Here is a 21,310-nt window from a genome sequence, read left to right on the forward strand (position 1 = left end):
TAGTGGGAATCGGGTTGCGGTTCCCTCTTGCAGATACCCCCTAGGGGTATTAATCTGAGGGAACGACCACAGGAGGACGCGATGGGCGCCGGCCAGAACGAGACGCACACCGAGCACGACGCGCACGAGGGCCACGCCGGCCATCACCACGCGCAGCACGCGGGCCACGCCGAGGGCGCCGCGGCCGTGACCCACGACCCGCACGCCGGGCACGAGGGCCACGCCGGGCACGACCCGCACTCAGGCCACTCAGGCCACGCCGGGCACGAGGGCCGCGCAGGGCACGACCCGCACGCCGGCCACGACATGCACGCCGGCCACGGCACGAGCACCGCGACCGAGGCCCCCCACGCCGCGCACGCCGGTCACGGCGACGCCCACGCGGGCCACGACATGCACGCCGGCCACGCCGGGCACGACATGTCCGGCCACGGCGGCCACGGCGATCACGTCGGCCAGTTCCGCCGCCTGTTCTGGATCATGCTCGTCATCGCGATCCCCACGATCGCGTTCAGCCCGATGTTCGCCTCGATCCTCGGCTACTCGCTGCCCGACAACGCGATCGTCCCGTGGATCTCCCCGGTGCTCGGCACCGTCATGTACTTCTGGGGCGGCAAGCCGTTCCTCACCGGCGCCTGGTCGGAGCTCAAGGCCCGCAAGCCCGGCATGATGCTGCTCATCGGCCTCGCGATCACGGTCGCCTACTTCGCGAGCCTCGCGGCGAGCCTCATGCTCGTCAGCCATCACCTCGACTTCTGGTGGGAGCTCGCGCTCCTCATCGTGATCATGCTGCTCGGCCACTGGATCGAGATGCGCTCGATCATGCAGGCCTCGAGCGCACTCGACGCCCTCGCCGCACTCCTGCCCGATGAGGCCGAGCGGGTGGTCGAGCCTTCGACGGGCTCGGCGGGCACGGAGACCGAGACGGTCGCCCCGAGCGAGCTGGGCGTCGGCGACCTCGTGATCGTGCGCCCCGGCGGGCGCGTGCCGGCCGACGGCGAGGTGGTCGACGGCACCGCGGCGATCGACGAGTCGATGATCACGGGCGAGTCGGCCACGGTCAGCCGCGGCCCCGGCGACCACGTCGTCGCAGGCACCGTCGCGACCGACACCGCGATCCGCGTGCGGGTCGGCGCGGTCGGCGACGACACCGCGCTCGCTGGGATCCAGCGCCTCGTCGCGCAGGCGCAGGCCTCGAGCTCGCACGCGCAGCGCCTCGCCGACCGCGCCGCGGGCTGGCTGTTCTGGTTCGCGCTGGGCGCCGCCGTCATCACGGCGATCGCCTGGACGCTGCTCGGCGACCCCGACGACGCCGTCGTCCGCACCATCACGGTGCTCGTGATCGCGTGCCCCCACGCCCTCGGCCTCGCCATCCCGCTCGTCGTGCAGATCGCGACCGAGCGCGCGGCCCGCGGCGGCGTGCTCGTGACCGACCGCCTCGCCCTCGAGACGATGCGCACGGTCGGCGCGGTGCTCTTCGACAAGACGGGCACCCTCACGAAGGGCGAGCCGGCCGTCACGGATGCCGCGGCGGCCCCCGGCTTCGACCTCGACGCCGTGCTCGCCGATGCCGCCTCCGCCGAGATGGACTCCGAGCACCCGCTCGCGAAGGCGATCGTCGCCGACGCGTTCCACCGCGGCCTGGCCGTGTACGGCGCGACCGAGTTCGAGGCATCGGCCGCCATCGGAGTGCGCGCGAAGGTCGGCGACCGCGTCGTGCAGGTGGGCGGCCCCGGGCTGCTCCGGCGCGAGGGCCTCGACGTGCTCGAGGCATCCGTGCCCTGGGCCGAGGCCGGCGCGACCGTGCTGCACGTCGTGATCGACGGCGTCGTCGCGGGTGCGATCGCCCTCGCCGACGAGATCCGTCCCGAGTCGCGCGAGGCGGTCGACGCGCTGCACGCGCTCGGTGTGCAGGTCGTCATGATCACGGGCGACGCCGAGCCGGTGGCCCGCACGGTCGCCGCCGAGCTCGGCATCGACCGGGTCTACGCGGGGGTCCGTCCCGAAGACAAGTCCGCCAAGGTGCAGGAGCTGCAGCGCGAGGGCCTCTCGGTCGCGATGGTCGGCGACGGCGTGAACGACGCGCCCGCGCTCGCCCAGGCCGACGTCGGCATCGCGATCGGCGCCGGCACCGACGTCGCGATCGCCTCCGCCGGGGTCATCCTCGCGTCGAGCGACCCGCGCTCGGTGCTCTCGGTGATCGAGCTGTCGCGGGCGAGCTACCGCAAGATGAGCCAGAACCTCTGGTGGGCCGCCGGCTACAACCTCGTGTCGGTGCCGCTCGCTGCGGGCGTGCTCGCCCCGATCGGGTTCGTGATGCCGATGTCGGTCGGCGCGATCCTGATGAGCCTCTCGACCGTCATCGTCGCGGCGAACGCGCAGCTGCTGCGCCGCCTCGACCTGCGCCCCGAGGCCTCGACGCGAGCGGTCCTCGAGCGCACGCGCTGACCCTCCCGTCGCCCGTCCGGCCCGCCGTCCGCATCAGCGGTCGACGGGCTGGACGGTCGCGTTCGGCCGGCCCTCGCAGGCGCCGGGCGTCCCTCCGGGAGAACGGCTCGGTCGGAACTTCCGCGCCTGGCCCCGCGTGTCGCCCGCTCGCCGCGGCGTGCCGGGCGGTTCTTCCTCCCGAACCGCGTGCACCCGGGCGGTCGCCCCGCCGACGGGGCGCGCCGTCACCACGGCAGGCGAAGGGCGAGGGCGGATGCCTCGGCGGCGACCCCCTCGGCCGGCACGACGGCGATCGCGTCGGCGTCGGCGAGGCCGCGCAGCATTCCCGTGCCGAGGTGCGCGGCGGGCGCTGCCCGGCCGTCGCGGACGATGACCGGGACGAGACGCGTCGCGCCGGGGGCGCCGTCGAGGGCCTCCGAGACGACGACCTCGGTGAGCGCCTCCCCCACTCCGGTCCAGCGCTCGAGCAATGGGCCGCCGACCGCGACGAGTCCGAGCACGGCCGCGAGGGGGTTGCCCGGGAGCCCGAGCACGAGCCGGCCCCCGGCTCGTGCGAGGAAGGTCGGCCCGCCGGGGCGGATCGCGACGGACGGCACGAGCCACTCGGCGCCGAGCCCGTCGACGGCGGCGCGCACGACATCGACGCCCGACCCGCCGGTGCCGCCCGTCGTCATGACGAGGTCGGCGGCGTCGGCGGTGACGGCGGTCTCGGTCGCGGCGAGGTCGTCGCCCGCGCGGTGCACCGCCACGACCTCGGCGCCGAGGGCGTCGAGCATCGCGGGCAGCATCGTTCGGAAGCTGTCTCGTACGCGCCCGGGCGCCGGCACCCCCGACTCGATGACCTCGTCCCCGGTCAGCACGAGTGCGACCCTCGGCCGTCGTCGTACGACCAGGCGGTCGACACCGGTCGCGGCCGCGAGTGCGATGCGCGGCGGGGTCAGCGGCATTCCGTCGGGCAGCACGACCTCCCCCGCCCTCGCCTCGGCGCCGGCCGCCCTGAGGTGGCGTCGGCCCGCGACATCGCGCCGGCCGAGGTCGCCGACCGCTTCGAGTCGCCCGTCGACGACGCGACCGGCCTCGCGCCGCAGGACCGCCTCGGCGCCTGCGGGCACGAGCCCACCCGTCACGATGACGACGGCGCCGCCGGGAGCGAGCTCCGTCTCGGAGGACGGCGCGGCAGCCGCGGTGTCGGCCTCGACGACCCGCCACGGGCCGGGACCCCGCACCGCCCAGCCGTCCATCGCCGACGAGGTGTAGTGCGGCAGCGGGATCGGCGTGACGAGGTCGCCCGCGAGCACCCGGCCGATCGCGGCATCCAGCGGCACCTCCTCGACGACGAGGTCGGGCGCCGCGGCAGCGGCTCGCGCCCGCGCGGTCACGAGGTCGAGCCCGGCCCGGTGCACCGTCACGACGACGCGAGCCGTCGCACCCGGTCGAGCGCGTCGCGAGCGGCCGCCTCGGGGTCCGCGCCGCGCGCGGCGGCGACGCCGGCGGCGTAGCCGGCGAGGTACGTGGTGATCGGCGCGGCCGGCCGCACGACCGCGTGCGCCGCGACACCGGCGACGCCGAGCACGGCGTTCACGTCGAGCGGCACGTCGGGCAGGTCGAGCTCGGCGCGCACCCGGTCGGCCCACTCCTGCAGGGTGCGGTCGAGGTCGTCGTCGTTCGCGGTCATGGGGTCTCCCCTCGGGTCGCACCGGTCGCGCCGACGGATTCCGCGTCGGCCCAGGTGTCCACATCCATGGTGGCAGTCCCCGGCACCCCGAGATCGACGAATCGCAGCGGCGCGAGGAGGGACCGCATCGAACTGCCCTCGAGCGGCCCGCGCGCCTCGAGCTCGGCGATCGCCCGTTCGAGCGGGTGCCGCCGCACGACGCACAGCAGGTGCTGCGCCCGGCCCTCGGCATCGACTGCCCGCACCCCGTCGGCCGCGTCGCGCGCTCCGCGCTCGGCCCCCTCGATTCCGGGGCCCTCGCCACGTGCGTCGCCCGCCCCGCGCATGCGGCCCGCGACCACGCCGAACTGCGCGAGCAGCCCCGGCACCGCGTCGGCCGCGAACGGCAGGTCGCCGGCGAGCAGCAGCACGGCCGAGGCATCCGATCCCAGCGCGCGCACCCCCGCGGCGACGGCCGCGGCAGGGCCGCCGAACGGCGGGTCCTCGCGCACGACCAGGACCGCGGCGGGCAACCGCGATCGTCCGGCCTCGCCGACCACGACGATCTCCCCCGCGGGCGCCGCCGCGTCGACGGCGCGTTCGAGCAGGGTCCGTCCGTCGATGCCGAGGTCGCCCTTGACGATGCCGCCGAGCCGTGAGGCACGGCCGCCCATGAGCACCACGGCACCGAGCTCGATCATGCGTTCATGCTAGGCAGTCGGGCGGGGGCGCGCTGCGGCATCCCGGCGAAGCGGGCATCTCGATCGGTGATGCCGGGCATCTGAATCGGTGGACGTCCGGCGCTTTGCGCGGGCCACCGATGCTGATACCAAGGAGGGATGGGCAGGATCACCGCGAGGAAGCGGATCACACGCGTCACGGTCGGCGGGTCGGTGAGTCGGCGCGACGACCTGCTCGCCGTCGAGGAGCCCCTCGAGATGCGGGTCGGCGGGTCGCAGCTCGCGGTCACGATGCGCACGCCTGGCCACGACGTCGACCTGGCGATCGGCTATCTCGTCTCCGAGGGCGTCGTGGTGCGCGGCACCGACGTCGCGGGTGCGATCCACTGCGCGGGCGCCGACGGCGCCAACACCTACAACGTGCTCGACGTGACGCTCGCCCCCGGGGTCGCCCCACCGCACGCCTCGCTGCACCGCGACCGGCTCACGACGAGCGCTTGCGGTGTCTGCGGCAAGGCCAGCATCGACGCGGTGCGCACGCGCTCGGCCTTCGCCGTCGACGACGACCCCGTGCGCATCGACCCCGAGCTCGTCATCGCGCTGCCCGGCCGGCTGCGCGCCGCCCAGGACGTGTTCGACCAGACCGGCGGCCTGCACGCCGCGGCCCTCTTCGACGGCCGAACGGGCGAGCTGCTCGTGGTGCGCGAAGACGTGGGCCGCCACAACGCCGTCGACAAGGTCGTCGGGTGGGCCGCCCGCGAAGGCCTGCTGCCCCTGCGCGGCATGGTGCTGCAGGTCTCGGGGCGCGCGAGCTTCGAGCTCGTGCAGAAGGCGGGCATGGCCGGCATCCCGGTGCTCTCGGCCGTGTCGGCGCCGTCGTCGCTCGCCGTCGACTTCGCGAACGAGGTCGGCCTGACCCTCCTCGGCTTCGTGCGCGACCCGTCGCTGGTGGCGTACTCGCGACCCGACCGGCTGGTCGAGCCGGCCGCGACGGCTCGCCCGGATGCCTCGGTCGCGGCATCCCGCAGCGCCCGACCCGACCGCGGCGGCAGGCACGGCCGCGCGACCGCACCCGACCGCCCGGGCGAGCCCGCCCGCGTGCCCGCACCCACACAGCCGAGGTGACCGTGAACGAACAGCGCGCGACCGACCCCTACCCCGACCTCCACGTCGGGCACCTGGAGGACGCCGCGGTCGGCGTGCCCGCCATCGTGCACGCGATGGTTCCCGCGCTCGACGACATGGGCCTCGGCCGAACGGCGAAGCTGTCGCTCACGATCAACCAGGACGGCGGCTTCGACTGCATGAGCTGCGCCTGGGCCGACCCGCCCGAGCACCGGCACACGCTCGAGTTCTGCGAGAACGGCATGAAGGCCGTCACGTGGGAGGCGACGCCCGTCACCGTGCCGACCTCGTTCTGGGCCGAGCACTCGTTGACCTCGCTGCTCGACAGGAGCGAGTACTGGCTCGGCCAGCAGGGCCGGCTCGTCGAGCCCGTCCACAAGCCGGCCGGCTCCGACCACTACGAGCCGATCTCGTGGGAGGCCGCGTTCGCGCTCATCGGCGAGCGCCTGGGTGCACTCGAGAGCCCAGACCGGGCCGCGTTCTACACGAGCGGCCGGGTGTCGAACGAGGCCGCGTTCCTCTACCAGCTGTTCGTGCGCGCCTACGGCACGAACAACCTGCCCGACTGCTCGAACATGTGCCACGAGTCATCCGGCACCGCGCTCACCGAGTCGATCGGCGTCGGCAAGGCGACCGTCGTCTACGACGACTTCGAGCAGGCCGACCTCATCATCGTGATGGGGCAGAACCCGGGCACGAACCATCCGCGCATGCTCTCGGCGCTCGAGGACCAGAAGCGGCGCGGCGGGCGCATCGTCGCGGTCAACGTGCTGCCCGAGGCCGGGCTCATGCGCTACAAGAACCCGCAGCGCCCGCGCGGCGTCATCGGACGCGGCACGAAGCTCGCCGACCAGTTCATCCAGATCCGCTCCGGCGGCGACATGGCGCTGCTGCAGGCGGTCTCGAAGCGGGTGCTCGACGCCGAGGACGCCTCGCCCGGCACCGTGCTCGACCACGAGTTCCTCGCCGCCTGCACCGATGGGCTCGCCGACTTCCGCACGCACCTGGCCGGCCTCGACGAGGCCGAGGTGCTCGCGGCGACCGGCATCAGCTCGGCCGAGATCGACGAGCTCGCCGACGCGTACCTCGCGGCCGACCGGGTGATCGTCACGTGGGCGATGGGCCTCACCCAGCAGAAGAAGTCGGTCGACACCATCAAGGAGATCGTCAACCTCCTGCTCCTGCGCGGCAACATGGGCAAGCCGGGCGCCGGCGCGGCCCCGATCCGCGGGCACAGCAACGTGCAGGGCGACCGCACGATGGGCATCTGGGAGCAGATGCCCGAGCGCTTCCTCGCCGCCCTCGAGGCCGAGTTCGGATTCCCCGTGCCGCGCGACCACGGCCGCGACGCGGTGAAGACCGTGCAGGGGCTGCGCGACGGCGAGATCGACGTGTTCGTCGCGATGGCCGGCAACTTCGTCGCCGCCATCTCCGACACCGAGGTCGCGGAGCAGGCCATGCGGCGGGCGAAGCTCACCGTGCAGGTGTCGACCAAGCTCAACCGCTCGCACGTCGTCACGGGCGAGGAGGCGCTCATCCTGCCCGTGCTCGGCCGCACCGAGGTCGACCTGCAGGGCGGCGTTCCGCAGTTCGTCTCGGTCGAGGACACGGTGTGCTCGGTGCACGGCAGCCACGGCGCGATCCCGCCGGTGGCGCCGGGCCTGCTCTCGGAGGTCGCGGTCGTGTGCCGCATGGCGCAGGCGACGCTCGGCGGCACCGGTGCCTCCGCTGGAGCGGAGCGTCTCGAGGCGCCCGACATCCCCTGGTCCGAGTTCGAGCGCGACTACGACCTCATCCGCGACCGGATCTCGCGCGTCGTGCCGGGATTCGAGCGCTACAACGACGACGTCCGCAGGAAGAACGGCTTCGAACTGCCCATCTCACCGCGGGTGCGCCGGTTCGACACCCCGACGGGCAGGGCGCAGATCACGGTCAACGAGCTCGAGCACCTCGAACGGCCGGCCGGCCGGCTCATCCTGCAGACGCTTCGCTCGCACGACCAGTTCAACACGACGATCTACAGCCTGAACGACCGCTACCGCGGCATCAAGAAGGGCCGCGACGTCGTGTTCGTGCACCCCGACGATCTCGCCGAGCTCGGACTCGCCGACGGGCAGCGCGTCGACGTCGTGAGCGAGTGGCCCGGCCAGGCCGACCGGGTGCTGCCCGCCCAGCGCCTCGTCGCGTACCCGACCGCGCGCGGCTGCGCCGCCGCCTACTATCCCGAGGCGAACGTGCTCGTGCCCCTCGAGAGCGCCGCCGACGGCAGCAACACCCCCGTCTCGAAGGCCGTCATCGTGCGCCTCGAGCCGGTCGCAGGCTGACGCCCTCCCGCGCTCAGCGCGGGACGACCTCGTAGCCGGCCTCCTCGACGGCGGCGGCGACCGCGGCGTCGGCGAGCGGCGAGCTGCTGCGCACCGTGACGGTCGAGACGCCGCCGGCGACGAGCTCGACCTCGACCGCCTCCACGCCCTCGATGGCGGCGAGCTCGGCGCTGACGTGGCGCACGCAGTTGCCGCAGGTCATGCCGGCGACGGCGTAGTGGGCGCTCGCGAGTCCGTCGAGTTCGGCGGGCGCGGTCGACGTCGCCGCGGCGTCGGGGATCGCGCAGCACGCGCACGAGGCATCCGCAGCGGCGGCCTGGTCGACCAGCTGGAGTTCGGTGGCGCCCTCGGGCACGGTGGTGGCGGCGTGGCTGTGGGTCATGTCGGTCATCCTTCCCTCGATATTCAGAACTATACCCCGGTGGGGTATCAATCACCAAGCCGATCGGCGTCTGAGAACATGGCCGAAACAGTTCCGAGCTTTTTCCGCCCGGATGTCGATCCGGCCCCCGCCCCGTTCGACGCATGAGTGAGGCGGGCACTTCGGCCCCGCATCGACATCGATCCGAACAAGGAGAACACCGTGAAGTACATGCTGATCATGCGATCGAACGACGCCGCCGTCGAGGCCTACGAGCAGCTCGATTTCAACGAGGTCATCGCCGCGATGGGCGCCTACAACGAGTCGCTCATCAAGGCCGGCGTGCTGCTCGCGGGCGAGGGACTGACCGACGCGAAGGAGGGTTTCGTCGTCGACTTCGACCAGACCCCGCCCGTGGTGACCGACGGCCCCTACGGCGAGACGAAGGAGCTCTTCAACGGCTTCTGGATCATCCAGGCGCAGAGCCCCGAGGAGGCCGCGGAGTGGGCCAAGCGCTGCCCGCTCGGCCCCGGCTCGAAGCTCGAGGTGCGTCGCGTCACCGAGCTCGAGGACTTCCCGCAGGACAACGAGTGGATCCAGAAGGAGGCCGGCTGGCGCGAGGAGGCCGAGGGTCGCCTGGGCACGGCGGGGGCGTGACCGCACCATGAGCGAGACGGATGCCTCGGGCTCGGCCGGTTCGGCGCACGCCGACGCCGACCGGGCCCGGCATTCCGGCGGCGGCACCTCCGGCCGCGGCACCTCCGGCCCGGCCGACGCCGACCGCGCCCGGCGCGAGATCGCCGCGGTCTGGCGCATCGAGTCGGCTCGCATCGTCGCGACGCTCGCCCGCTTCACCGGCGACGTCGGCCAGGCCGAGGACCTCGCGCAGGAGGCGCTCGTCGAGGCCCTCGGGCAGTGGCCCGACGAGGGCGTGCCGCGCAACCCCGGCGCCTGGCTGACGGCGGTCGCGAAGCGCCGGGCCATCGACGGCTGGCGCCGGCGCGAACGGCTCGACGAGCGGTACGCCGCGATGGCGCGCGATCTCGAGCAGCAGGGCGGCGAGGCATCCGACACCTTCTGGGACCCCGACACGATCGACGACGACGTGCTGCGGCTCGTCTTCGTCTCATGCCACCCCGTGCTGTCGCGCGAGGCCCAGATCGCGCTGACGCTGCGCATCGTCGGCGGCCTCTCGAGCGAGGAGATCGCCCGCGCGTTCCTCGTGCCGACCGCGACGATCCAGCAGCGGATCGTGCGCGCGAAGAAGACCCTCGCCGCCGCGAACGTGCCCTTCGCCGTGCCCGAGCCGAACGAGTACCCCGAGCGCCTCGCCTCGGTGCTGCACGTGCTCTACCTGATCTTCAACGAGGGCTACCTGCCCGCGTCGGGCGAGGAATGGCTGCGGCCGGACGTCTCGGCCGAGGCCCTGCGGCTCGCCCGGATCGTGGCGGGCCTCATGCCCCGCGAGCCCGAGGCGCAGTCGCTCGTCGCGCTCATGGAGTTCACCGCCGCCCGCTTCCCGGCGCGCACGGCGCGCGACGGCAGTGCGATCCCCCTCGACAAGCAGGACCGCTCACGCTGGGACCGCGCGCAGATCGCCCGCGGGCGGGCGGCGCTCGACCGGGCCGACCGCATCGGGCGCGGGCGCGCCGCGTACGGCCTGCAGGCCGCGATCGCCGGCTGCCATGCGGTCGCCCCCTCGGCCGACGAGACCGACTGGGCCCAGATCGTCGTGCTCTACGAGGCGCTCGGTCGCATCGCCCCGTCGCCCGTCGTGGAGCTCAACCGCGCCGCGGCGATCGCGATGGCGACGGGGCCGGCGTCGGCGCTCCGGGTCGTCGACGAGCTCGTCGCCGGCGGGAGGCTCGCCGGGTATCCCCCGCTGCCGGCCGTGCGCGGCGAGCTGCTCGCTCGCCTCGGGCGCACCGGCGAGGCGCGCGGCGAGCTCGAGACGGCCGCCCGGCTCACGGGCAACGCACGAGAGCGCGAGGCGCTGCTCGCGCGGATCGCAGAGCTCGGCGGTCCCCCGGCGGTCGAGTAGCGCCGACGGAGCAGGACGTGCATCGATCCCCGCAGCGGGGGCTCCGCGCCTACTCGGCCGGCGCGGCGACCTCGGGGGCCGCCGGCGTCGCTCCCGCACCCGCCGCCTTGGCCGCCTTCCTCGCCCGCCGGCGCTCGCGACCGCCCTCGACGAGGTCGTAGAGCACGGGCAGCACGACGAGCGTGAGCAGCGTCGACGACAGGAGGCCGCCGATCACGACGATCGCGAGCGGCTGCGAGATGAACCCGCCGTGACCGGTGATGCCGAGCGCCATGGGCAGCAGCGCGAAGATCGTCGCGAGCGCCGTCATCAGGATCGGGCGCAGACGACGCGACGCACCGTGCATGAGCGCGTCGCGCACGTTCATGCCGCGGTCGCGGTACTGGTTCACGAGGTCGACCAGCACGATCGCGTTCGTGACGACGATGCCGACGAGCATGAGCACGCCGACGAGCGAGGCGACGCCGAGCGGGATGCCCGTGACGACCTGCAGTGCGATCGCGCCCGTGGCCGCGAACGGCACCGAGACGAGCAGCAGCAGCGGCTGCAGCAGCGAGCGGAACGTCGCGACCATGACGATGTAGACGATGAGGATCGCCGCGAGCAGCGCGAGGCCGAGCTGCGAGAACGACTCCTGCTGGTCGGCGGTGACGCCGCCGATCGACGCCGTCGTTCCCTCGGGCAGGTCGACCGTGTTCACGGCCGCCTGCACCTGACCCGACGCCGTGCCGAGGTCGTCGCCGGCGGGAGTGGCCGACACGGTCGAGCTGCGCAGCCCCTGCACGGTCGTGACCGAGGCGGGGCCCTCGACCTGCTCGACCGTCGCGAGGGTGTCGAGGCGCACGACGCCGGCCGGGGTCGGCACCTCGAGCGCCGAGAGCTCCTCGACGGTGACCGGCGGGTTCTCGCTCGCGAGGTAGATCGTCAGCGTCTTCTCGTCGATCACGACCGATCCGGCGCTCTGCGGCTGCATCGCCGCCGACACGAGCCCGCCGAGCGCGACCTCGGAGTAGCCGGCCGCCGCGGCATCCGCCCGGTTCACCTCGACCGCCACGTACGGGCGCGACTCGGAGAGGTTCGACGTGACCTGCGACACCGAGTCGACGCCGTCGAGCTCGCCGACGACCGCGTCGGTCGCGTCTTGCAGGTCCTCCGCGTTCGAGGCGGTGATGTCGACCTCGATGTCGTTCGAGGCGCCGAAGCCGCTCGATGCGGCGAGCGAGACCTCGCCCACCTCGTCGGCGTCGAGCCCGTCGAGCTCGTCGCGCACCTCGGCCTGCAGGGCGTCCTGGTCGGCGTCGTCGTCGGTCGTGACGGAGTAGGTCACGTTCGCGCCGCCGCCGCCGAACGCCGCGGCGAGCGGGTTGGAACCGGTGCCGATCGAGGTCTGCACGGTCTCGACGCCATCGGTGTCGCGCAGCACCTGCTCGACCGGCTTCGACGCCGCGTCGAGCGCATCGAGGCTCGTGCCGACGGGCAGCTCCTGCGACACGCGGAACGTGTTCTGCCCGCTCGACCCGAGGAAGTTGGTCTTCATGAGCGGCGTCATCGCGACCGTGCCCGCGAGCACGAGCACCGCGATGATGATCGTGACGACGCCGTGCTTGAGCGTCCAGGCGATGATCGGCAGGTAACCGCGCTGCAGCCGCGACGGGTGCTCGAGCTCGTCGACCACCGGGTGGGCGACCGAGGGGGATGCCTCGGCGGCGGCCCGCTCGGCCGTCGCGACGCCCGACGGGCGCGAGACGGGCAGCCCGGTCGCGCCGCTCTCGTCTCGCAGCTCGGGTGCGAGCCACACGTCGTCGACGAATGCGGCGGCGGCCTCCTCGGCCTCGAGCTCCGCCTCGTCGGCGGTGTCTTCGGGGCCCTCGACCTTGCGCAGCTTCGCGGGCTTCAGGAACCAGTACGCGAGCACGGGCACGATCGTGAGCGAGACGAGCAGCGACGCGAGCAGGGCGATCGTGACCGTGAGCGAGAACGGCCGGAACAGCTCGCCCGTCACGCCCTCGACGAGCGCGATCGGCAGGAAGACGGCGACGGTCGTGATCGTCGACGCGGTGATCGCGCCGGCGACCTCGCGCACGGCGCGCACGATGGTCGACGCCTTGTCGACGCCCTCGACGAGGTGCCGCTTGATGTTCTCGATGACGACGATCGAGTCGTCGACCACGCGCCCGATCGCGATCGTGAGCGCGCCGAGCGTGAGGATGTTGAGCGTGTAGTCGGCGACCTGCAGGCCGATGAAGGTGATGAGCACCGACGTGGGGATCGAGATCGCGGTGACGAGAGTCGCCCGCACCGACATCAGGAAGATCAGGATGACGAGGACCGCGAAGGCGAGGCCGAGCAGTCCCTCGGTCGCGAGCGACTCGATCGACTGCTCGATGTAGGGCGCCTGGTCGAAGACGACGGTGAACGTCGCCCCCGGGTTGGTCGTGTCGAGCGACGCCTCGAGGTCGGGCAGCAGCGCCGTCACCGCGTTCGACACCTCGACCGTGTTCGCGGCCGGGAGCTTCGTGACCGAGATGGTGAGGGCCGGCTCGCCGTTCACGCGCGAGATGCTCGTCACGGGGTTGTCGGTCAGGGCGACGGTCGAGACATCCGCGATGGTCGCCGCGACGGGCACGCGCACGACGTCGGTGCCGTCGGCGAGACCGTCTCCACCGTCGGTCGGCGGCGTCGTGACATCGTCGGGCCCGAACTCCGAGTCGTCCGGCACCTGCACCTCGGTCGCGCCGAGCACCGGCAGCGCCGCGATCTCGTCGACGCTGCCGATGCGGGTGCCCGTCTGCACCGCGAAGGTCGAGTCGCCCTCGGTGATCGTGCCGGCCGGCACGAGCAGGCCGTTCTGGGCGAGCGCGTCGCGGATCGCCTGCTGCGTCAGGCCGTGGGCGGCGAGCTTCTCGGGGTCGGGCGTGATCGTCACGCGCTGGCCGATCTCGCCCACGAGGGTCGCGTCGCGGACGCCGTCGACGTCGGTGATCTCGCCGAGCGTCGTGCGCTCGATCTCGTCGGAGAGGGCGCTGACGTCGTCGGCGCCGGTGACCGCGATCTGCAGCACGGGGAAGTCGTCGAGCGAGAGCGCGATGACCTGCGGGTCGACGTCGTCGGGCAACTGGTTCTGGATGCGGTTGACCGCCGACAGCAGCTTCTGCTCGGCGAACGCGAGGTCGGTGCCGTACGTGAAGCTCGCCGTGACCCGGCTGAGTCCGGTCGAGCTCGTCGTCGAGGTCGACTCGAGGCCCGTGATGCCCTGGATCGCGGTCTCGATGGGCGTCGACACGTCGTTGTTGACGACATCGGGTGAAGCGCCCGGATAGCTGGAGACGATCGACAACTGCGGGAACTCGATCGAGGGCGCGAGCTCCTGCTTGAGGCTCGTGAGCGAGATGCCGCCGAAGATCGCGACCACGATCGTGACGAGCGCGATGAGGGCGCGGTTCTTCATGCTGAGCGCAGCGAGCAGGTGCATTGCTCGATTCTCGCAGCAGGGTCGACGACGGATGTCACCGAGTGTCGAATTCGAGGTGAAGAAGATCCGATTGACCCCCGAACGGGGGTCGTCGCGCGGCGAGCACCCTCGGTAAGGTGGCGCTCGACGTGAGGTGGTGGGCCATGGCCACAGCGGTTGCCGAGCGGCAGGTGCCGTGGCTCCGCGCTGCGCTTTTTCGATATGGCCTCCTGGCCCTCGTGTGCTCGGCGATCTGGCTCGCGTTCTCGCTCTTCTCGAGCGCATCGAGCGCATCGGCCGAGGAGTCGAAGCCGGGCGGACTGCTCGGCGGCGTGACCTCGCTCGTGGGCGGCGTGACCGATGCGACCGGTGCGGTCGGCGACACGCTCGGCGGGGTCGTCGACGCGGTCACCGAGCCGGTGAACCAGCTCGTCGAGCCCGTCGTCGACGTCGCCCCGGCACCTGTCGGCGACGTCGTCGAAGCGGTCGTTCCGAACGTCGTCGACACCGTCACCGACACCACGAATGACGTGGTCAGCACCGGAAACGGCACCGTCGGAACGGTCGTCAACGAGGTCACGGGCACGGTCTCCGACATCGCCGGCGGCGACACCGTCGGCTCGATCACGACCCCTGTCACCGGTGCTGTCGACGGACTCGTCGGATCGCTCCCGATCGTCGGCGGCCTGCTCGGCGACGACACCGTCGGAGGCGTCCTCGACCCCGTCGTCGGCGCGGTCGACGACACCCTCGGCACGGTCGTCGGCACGCCCGGCGAGCTGCCGACCGACGGCACCGGCGTCATCCCCGAGATCCCCTCGATCCCCGTGCTTCCGGGCGACGGCGGTTCGGCTGGCCCGGGCATCCCGGGGGTCGACCCGGGTGTTCCCGGCGAGCAGCCCGGCACACCGGGCGTTCAGGCGCCGAACGCGCCGCTGGCGCCCGTGCTTCCCGGCGCATCGGCTGCGGTGCCCTCGTCGGGCATCGCACTCGGACCCGAGGGGTCCGGACGGGTCGCCGAGACGGTGGGCGGCCTCGGTTCCGGCGCCGCACTGCCGGGTGGCGGCGGAGCCCCGCCCGGCGACCATTCACCCGTGGCGACACCGCCTGCCGGCGGCTCTGGCGGAGCCGGTTCCGGCTCGGGCGCTTCCGGCGCGGGCTCGGGCGGCGCGTCGAGCGCCGCCGACACGGCCTACGCCGCTCTCGAACTCGACGCACTCGCGTCGCTCGTGCTCCACTCCGTCGACGACGAGCTGCCGTCGTCGCCGGTGTACGACACCGATTCCACCCCTGACTGACCGGGGACCGGTCCGCTCGCACGCGCCTGCGTGCCCCCGCGGACACGGTCATCGCTCCCTGCCCGGGAGCGAAATCACCCATCAGTCAGGAGGACTGGATCATGAAGAGAATGGCATTGAGGGCGCTGTACGCGACCCTCTTCGCCGGGGGGCTCACGCTCCTCGGGGCCGGCGTCGCCCACGCGGACACGGGTGGCGACGACGGCATCGCATCGGGAACCCAGGCGGGGATCTCGATCGACCTTCCCGTGACGATCGGCGGCAACGCGATCTCGCTCATCGGCGACTCGTCGTCGTCGGATGCCGCGACGGAGGTCTCGACCGCTGACGCCGAACCGGTCGCCGTCACCTCCGGCGACGACGGCATCGGGTCGGGCAGCCAGGCGCTCATCGACGTGGACATCCCGGTGACCGTGGGCGGCAACGCGATCTCGGTGATCGGCGACTCGTCGTCGTCGGATGCGACCACCGAGGTCGCGACCGACGACGGTGCGAGCGAAGCGGGCAGCGCCGAGACCAGTGGCGACGACTCGCTGCTGGGCGGCACCCAGGGGCTCGTCGACGTCGACGTGCCGGTCACCGTGAGCGGCAACGCGATCTCGGTCGTCGGCGACTCGTCGTCGAGCGACGCGACGACCGCGGTGGCGACCGAGGCCGGCGGCTCGGACGAGGGCGCCGGCGAGGCGGTGACGTCGGGCGAGGACAGCCTGCTCGGCGGCACCCAGATCCTCGGCGACCTGGATCTGCCGATCACGGTCGGCGGCAACGCGATCTCGGGCATCGGCGACTCGTCGTCGAGCGACGCCGTGACCGAAGTGGGCACGGGCGGGTCGGGCTCCGGCACGGGCGAGGCGGTGACGTCGGGTGAGGACAGCCTGCTCGGCGGCACGCAGCTGCTGCCCTCGCTCGATGCACCGATCACCGTCGGCGGCAACGCGATCTCGGTGATCGGCGACTCGACCTCGTCGGATGCGACCACCGCGGTGCTCACCGGGGGCGGCTCGGGCGAGGCGACGACGTCCGGCGAGGACTCGATCCTCGGCGGCACGCAGGTGCTGCCGGCGCTCGATCTGCCGATCACGATCGGCGGCAATGCGATCTCGGGCATCGGCGACTCCACGTCGACGAATGCAGAGACGGTCGTTCTGCCGGGAACCGGGGGCGGTTCGGCGACGACGGACGGTGACGGCGGGCTGCTCGGGGGAACACAGCTGCTGCCTGACCTGTCCCTGCCCATCACGATCGGCGGCAACGCGATCTCGGTGATCGGCGACAGCGAGACGGACGGCTCGACGACCATCGTCGACCCGACCGACCCGACCGACCCGACCGACCCGACCGACCCGACCGACCCGACCGACCCCACGGACCCCACGGACCCCACGGACCCCACGGACCCCACGGACCCCACGGACCCGACGAACCCCACCGACCCCGGTGACGGTTCGAACGGCGGCTCCGACGACGGTTCTGACGGCTCTTCGGTCGCCTCCGACGGTGACATGGTGATCGCGGCCGGCGACGGCGCGCTCGCCTCGACGGGCGCCGACGTCTCGGCGCTCGGCCTCGCAGCGCTCGCGCTGACGGCCGGCCTCGTGCTCGTCGGACTGCGTCGGTTCACGGTGCGGCGGTCCACGCTGCGCCGATAGCGGGTCATCCCGGCGCCGCCCTGCCGGCGCCGGGCCCCGACCGGCTCAGCGGGTCGTGCCGGTCGAACGACTCCGTGCCTCAGACCCGTGCGGCACGGCCGGCCGCGCTCGTCCATGGCGTGGCCGGGTCGGGGCGGCGTGCGCTTCGCAGTCGCACGTCGCCCCGCGCCCTCATGGATGCGAAGGGGAAATCAGGGGGAAGCAACACGAACGACGGCGGCCCGAGCCGCGAGGCCCGGGCCGCCGTCACCTGCCCGAAGACGGGCTCAGAACAGGTCGCCGGCTGCGCCGAGGCGGAGGAAGACCGTCTCGCCCGTGGCATCCTTGAGCCCGTCGTTGTCGGTCACGGCGTAGACGTCGCCGTCGGCCCCGATCGTGAGCCCCTCGAGCTTCTCCTGCGTCCAGCCGTTGCCGGCCCGGAGCGCCGGCAGCACGTCGACCGCGGGCGACTTCTCGAGCACCGGCAGTTCGCCGGGCGCTCCGACGCCGGCCACCCCGGCGACGCCGCCGACCTCGACGGTGGAGACGCGCTTGACCGCCGCCGCCGGACCGTTGAGCTTGTCGCGCTCGATGACGGCGAGCGTGTCGGCGTCGACCGCCACGATCTCCGAGAGGCCGAGCCAGTCCCCGGCGACCGAGGTCTGCTCGAGCCGGTAGCCGAACCAGGTCCACGTCTTCGATGCGGTGTCGTAGCGCCCGATGCGGGTCACGCCCTCGCCGTCGATCGGGCCCGCCGCCGCCGCCGGGTCGGCCCACAACGGACGTTGCAGGGCGACGAAGACGACCTCGGCGCCCGCGGCATCGGTCGTGGCGGTGACGCCCTCGAAGCCCCACTTGCCGACGTGCGCCGCGATATCGGCGGGCAGCGCGACGGTCTCGACGACGGCGCCTGCGCCGTCGGTGCGCACGAGCGAGTTCGCGGCTCCCGTCGCGCCCTCGTTCGCGAGCCAGAACCCGCCCTGGGGGCGGGCGTACACGCCCTCGACGTCGAGCGCCTGCGGGGCGCCGCCCTTCGTGACGACGAGCCGGTCGGTGACGCGTGCGGGCTCGGCCGCGACATCCACCGTGAAGATCGTCGACGGGCTGAGCGCGTTGTCGCTCGCGGCGTAGATCGCCGACGCGTCACCGGGCTTGGCCGACAGCGCGCCCAGCGCGAGCCAGCCGATCGCCCGGCCGTTCGCGTCGTCGCCGCTCACGACGGACGGCCGCGCCGCCTCGTCGCCGAACCGGTACACGTTGACGCTCGCACGCACCGAGACCGAGGCGGCGTCGGTCTCGCTCGAGACGACGAGGAGGTCGCGCGAGGGCACCGGAAGGATGCCCTCTGGGCCGTTCGTCGAGAAGAGCGTCTGCACGAAGCGCGGCGATGCGGGCTCGGTGAGGTCGTAGACGGCGACGAAGTTCGAGCGCTCGCTCGCGACGAACCCGTAGCGGATGCCTCGGATCGTCGCGACCGCGAGGCCCTCGGGCTCCGGGCCCTTCTTGCCGGCCCGGTCGTCGTTGTAGAGCCCGCGCGAGATCGCGAGCTGCTCGAACGAGTCGCCCGCGTCCCAGACCACGTCGCCCGTGCGCACGTCGAACACCGACCAGCCGCGGGTGCCGCCGCGCAGGTCGCCCTCGTTGGCGGTCGCGACGTGCCGGTCGTCGACCCAGGCGATCGCATCGGGCTCGCGCGGCACGTCGGTGATCGACCCGGTCGCGTCGACCTTCTTGTCCTTCTTGACGTCGAAGCCCGATCCGGTCACGGTGCCGGCCGAGAAGGCGCCCGTGACCCGGCGGCTCTGCACGTCGACGATCGCGACGGCGTTGTTCTCCTGGAGGGTGACGGCGAGCTGTCCCGACGGCGAGAACGCGACGTACTCGGGCTCGGGGTCGCCCGGGGCGTACACGCCGGCCGCGGCGAAGGCCGCCTTCGCCCAGCGGTCGTCGAACGCGACCGGCCGGGCCTTCCAGCTCGACGGCTTCGCCGGGGTGAGCTTCACGGTCTGCACGAAGCCGCCGGGCGCCTGCGGCAGGCCGCCCTCGACGCCGTCGACCTCGAGCTCCTCGTCGCGCTGGTTCTCGATCGCGATCGCGGCGGTCCTGCGGTCGGGAGAGACGGCGATGGAGTCGGGCTGGCCGCCGAGGTCGATCGAGGCGAGCCGCTCGCGGGTCGTGAGGTCGAGCACGTCGAGACGGCCGCGCGGGTTCGGGAAGTCGCCGCCCGTCTCGTCGATCACCACGAGCACGCGGTCGCCGACGATCGCGACCGAGGTGGGCTGGTCGTCGGCGTGGCCGAGCTCGGCGAGCTCGACGGTGCCGGTGCCGACCGGGTGCTCGGGGTCGCCGAGGTCGACGAAGCCGATGCGCTTGCCGAGGGCGTCGGTGTAGACGACCGTGCGGCCGTCGTCCGAGACGGCCGAGATCTCGGCGACGGCGGCCTCGGCCGGATCGACGCCCGCGGGCGCGTTCTGGAAGACGGGGTAGGTCGCGGTCCGCGAGAAGCCGGGGCCCGCGGTCTCCTCGCGGTCGGCGGCGGTCGCGGCGGTCGCGGTGTCGTTCGAGCGGGGCGCGGCGACGGCTGGGGCGGCGAGCGCGCACCCGGCGACGACGGATGCCACCGCGAATGCGGCGAGGGACAGCGGGCGTGCGGGCATGAGGGGGCTCCTGGGGTCGACGGGCGAGTCGGGCCCAGAGTCCCGCCGACGGCTGTCGCCGGGGTTCCGCGCCGGTGACGCGATCGTGACCGGTACGTGAACGGCCGGTGCGCGCCCCGAGCTAGACGACGGCGGGCAGCAGCCCGGCGTCGGCCGCGGCGACTCCGGGCATCGACTCCCAGGCACGGCGCAGTGCGTGCACGGCGGCCTCGGTCTCGGCCACCGGCTGGCAGATCGGCAGACGCAGGAACCGTTCGAACGCCCCGTCGATGCCGAATCGCGGACCCGCGGCGATGAGCAGCCCCTGCGCCCGGGCCGCGAGCGCGAGCTGCGAGCTGATCGGTGCACCGAGGCCGATCCAGACGGCGATGCCCCCGTCGACGTGCGGCACGCGCCAGTCGGGGAACAGCTCGGCGATGAGCGTCTCGACCCGATCGCGACCCGCACGGAGCTCGGACCGGCGCAGCTCGAGGATCTCGTCCATCCGCCCGATGAGCCGGGTCGCGATGAGCTGCTCGAGGATCGGCGTGCCGAGGTCGCCCGGCAGTCGGGCCGCGAGCAGTCGGCGGATGAGCGGCGGCTCCGCACGGATCCAGCCGATGCGCACCCCGCCCCACACCGTCTTGCCGAGGGAGCCGATGAGCACCGCGGTGCCGGGCGGCCCGTAGGCCGCGAGCGGCAGCGGCGCGCGGTCGCGGTCGATGTCGAGCTCGGCGGTGGTCTCGTCGGCGATGACGACCGTGCCCTGGCGTGCGGCGACGTCGAGCAGCCGGCGTCGCGCATCGGCGTCGAGGCTGCGGCCGGTGGGGTTCTGGAAGTCGGGCATGAGGTACGCCGTCGACGGGTTGGTACGGGCGAGCGCGCGCTCGAGCGCCTCGACCTCGTCGCCGTGCGGCGGGACGCCGCCGTCGAACCGCGGGTCGTGGGGCGCGACCGGTACGGGCACGAGCCGTGCGCCCGCGAGCTGCAGCGCCTCGTACGCGTGCGGGTAGGTCGGCGCCTCGATCACGGCGCGATCGCCCCGGCCGACGAGCACCCGCGCGAGCAGCCCGATGGCGTGCTGCGCCCCGATCGTCACCATGATCTGCTCCGACCGGGTCGGCAGTCCGCGCACGCCGTAGCGGTCGGCGATCGCCTGGCGGAGGGCGGGCATGCCGATCGGGTCGAACCCCGAGTCGCCGAGATGCGCAGGCAGTTCGTCGGCCGCGTCGCGGGCCACCTCGGCGAGCCACGGCAGCGCGGGCGGCGCCGCCTTCGACAGGTCGAGGTGCGTGGCGGCAGGTGGGACCGGCAGCACCGCGGGCGCTCCAGGGATGCGGGCGACGCTCCCCGACCCGCGCAGGCTCCGCAGGTAGCCCTGCTCGCGCAGGTGCCGGTACGCGGCGGTGACGGTCGTGCGGCTGACGCCGAGCCGTTCGGCGAGCTCTCGCTCGGCCGGCAGCCGGGTGTCGACGCTCACCCTCCCGTCGAGCACGAGCAGCCGAACCCGGTCGGCGAGCGCGAGGTACGCGGCGCCGGGAAGGCCGCCCCGCCAGTCTCCGAGGAGGTTCTGCAGGGCACGGGCACTCAGCGAGGCATCCGACATAATGCCACTTCAGACGAATTGGCTATAGATGTCAAGGCCAATCATCGAATTGGATGGA

The 21,310-nt window shown here is 73.2% G+C and carries 14 protein-coding genes; 7 read left to right on the forward strand and 7 right to left on the reverse strand.

The features are described from left to right. The first annotated feature begins 81 nt into the window (after window positions 1-81). Window positions 82-2,448, forward strand: a complete 2,367-nt coding sequence (locus ACFWGP_RS08185) for a copper-translocating P-type ATPase (protein WP_376930628.1) — start codon at window positions 82-84, stop codon at window positions 2,446-2,448. A 224-nt stretch (window positions 2,449-2,672) separates the two neighbouring features. Here ACFWGP_RS08185 and ACFWGP_RS08190 read toward each other — a convergent pair whose 3' ends face one another. Genes ACFWGP_RS08190 through ACFWGP_RS08200 form a run of 3 tightly spaced genes read right to left on the reverse strand, consistent with a single transcriptional unit; the run spans window position 2,673 to window position 4,803 of the window. Beyond that, entirely contained in the window at window positions 2,673-3,857 is a 1,185-nt protein-coding gene (locus ACFWGP_RS08190) for a molybdopterin-binding protein (protein WP_231429743.1), read from the reverse strand. Further along, window positions 3,854-4,123 carry a DUF6457 domain-containing protein gene (locus ACFWGP_RS08195; protein WP_231429742.1) on the reverse strand — a complete coding sequence of 90 codons (270 nt, stop codon included), beginning with the start codon at window positions 4,121-4,123 and terminating at the stop codon, window positions 3,854-3,856. The genes ACFWGP_RS08190 and ACFWGP_RS08195 overlap by 4 nt, the downstream gene beginning before the upstream one ends. Further along, window positions 4,120-4,803, reverse strand: coding sequence for a molybdenum cofactor guanylyltransferase (locus ACFWGP_RS08200; RefSeq protein WP_376930629.1), 684 nt, complete (start codon window positions 4,801-4,803; stop codon window positions 4,120-4,122). Before ACFWGP_RS08200 ends, ACFWGP_RS08195 begins: the two co-directional genes overlap by 4 nt. A 138-nt stretch (window positions 4,804-4,941) precedes the next feature. Between ACFWGP_RS08200 and fdhD the strand changes: the two genes are divergently transcribed. Both fdhD and ACFWGP_RS08210 read left to right on the forward strand, forming a co-directional pair. After that, entirely contained in the window at window positions 4,942-5,907 is a 966-nt protein-coding gene (gene fdhD, locus ACFWGP_RS08205; RefSeq protein WP_376930630.1) for a formate dehydrogenase accessory sulfurtransferase FdhD, read from the forward strand. Continuing rightward, on the forward strand, window positions 5,904-8,231 hold the full coding sequence (locus tag ACFWGP_RS08210) for an FdhF/YdeP family oxidoreductase (protein WP_376930631.1): 2,328 nt from the start codon (window positions 5,904-5,906) through the stop codon (window positions 8,229-8,231). Before fdhD ends, ACFWGP_RS08210 begins: the two co-directional genes overlap by 4 nt. A 13-nt stretch (window positions 8,232-8,244) precedes the next feature. Here ACFWGP_RS08210 and ACFWGP_RS08215 read toward each other — a convergent pair whose 3' ends face one another. Then, complete coding sequence (locus ACFWGP_RS08215; RefSeq protein WP_376930632.1) at window positions 8,245-8,613, reverse strand: heavy-metal-associated domain-containing protein; 369 nt, start codon at window positions 8,611-8,613, stop codon at window positions 8,245-8,247. Window positions 8,614-8,814: 201 nt separating this feature from the next. On the opposite strand from ACFWGP_RS08215, the gene ACFWGP_RS08220 reads away from it, so the two are divergent. Both ACFWGP_RS08220 and ACFWGP_RS08225 read left to right on the forward strand, forming a co-directional pair. Continuing rightward, entirely contained in the window at window positions 8,815-9,249 is a 435-nt protein-coding gene (locus ACFWGP_RS08220) for a YciI family protein (protein ID WP_231429737.1), read from the forward strand. Window positions 9,250-9,256: 7 nt separating this feature from the next. Continuing rightward, the gene (locus ACFWGP_RS08225; protein ID WP_376930633.1) at window positions 9,257-10,633 is read left to right on the forward strand and encodes an RNA polymerase sigma factor; all 1,377 of its coding nucleotides are present in this window, start codon (window positions 9,257-9,259) and stop codon (window positions 10,631-10,633) included. 49 nt (window positions 10,634-10,682) lie between these two features. Here the strand turns inward: ACFWGP_RS08225 and ACFWGP_RS08230 are convergent, their stop codons facing one another. Then, complete coding sequence (locus tag ACFWGP_RS08230) at window positions 10,683-14,105, reverse strand: efflux RND transporter permease subunit (protein ID WP_376930634.1); 3,423 nt, start codon at window positions 14,103-14,105, stop codon at window positions 10,683-10,685. A 143-nt stretch (window positions 14,106-14,248) separates the two neighbouring features. Between ACFWGP_RS08230 and ACFWGP_RS08235 the strand changes: the two genes are divergently transcribed. Beyond that, on the forward strand, window positions 14,249-15,382 hold the full coding sequence (locus ACFWGP_RS08235) for a hypothetical protein (protein WP_376930635.1): 1,134 nt from the start codon (window positions 14,249-14,251) through the stop codon (window positions 15,380-15,382). Between the two features lie 101 nt (window positions 15,383-15,483). After that, window positions 15,484-17,031 (forward strand): hypothetical protein, encoded by a 1,548-nt coding sequence (locus ACFWGP_RS08240; RefSeq protein WP_376930636.1) that lies wholly within the window; start codon window positions 15,484-15,486, stop codon window positions 17,029-17,031. 266 nt (window positions 17,032-17,297) lie between these two features. Here ACFWGP_RS08240 and ACFWGP_RS08245 read toward each other — a convergent pair whose 3' ends face one another. Both ACFWGP_RS08245 and ACFWGP_RS08250 read right to left on the reverse strand, forming a co-directional pair. Next, entirely contained in the window at window positions 17,298-19,667 is a 2,370-nt protein-coding gene (locus tag ACFWGP_RS08245) for an esterase-like activity of phytase family protein (protein WP_376930637.1), read from the reverse strand. Window positions 19,668-19,788: 121 nt separating this feature from the next. Continuing rightward, complete coding sequence (locus ACFWGP_RS08250; protein ID WP_376930638.1) at window positions 19,789-21,252, reverse strand: PLP-dependent aminotransferase family protein; 1,464 nt, start codon at window positions 21,250-21,252, stop codon at window positions 19,789-19,791. Window positions 21,253-21,310 lie beyond the last annotated feature (58 nt).

This window comes from Agromyces sp. NPDC127015 (genome assembly GCF_042725165.1).
In the GTDB taxonomy this organism is placed as follows: domain Bacteria; phylum Actinomycetota; class Actinomycetes; order Actinomycetales; family Microbacteriaceae; genus Agromyces; species Agromyces chromiiresistens.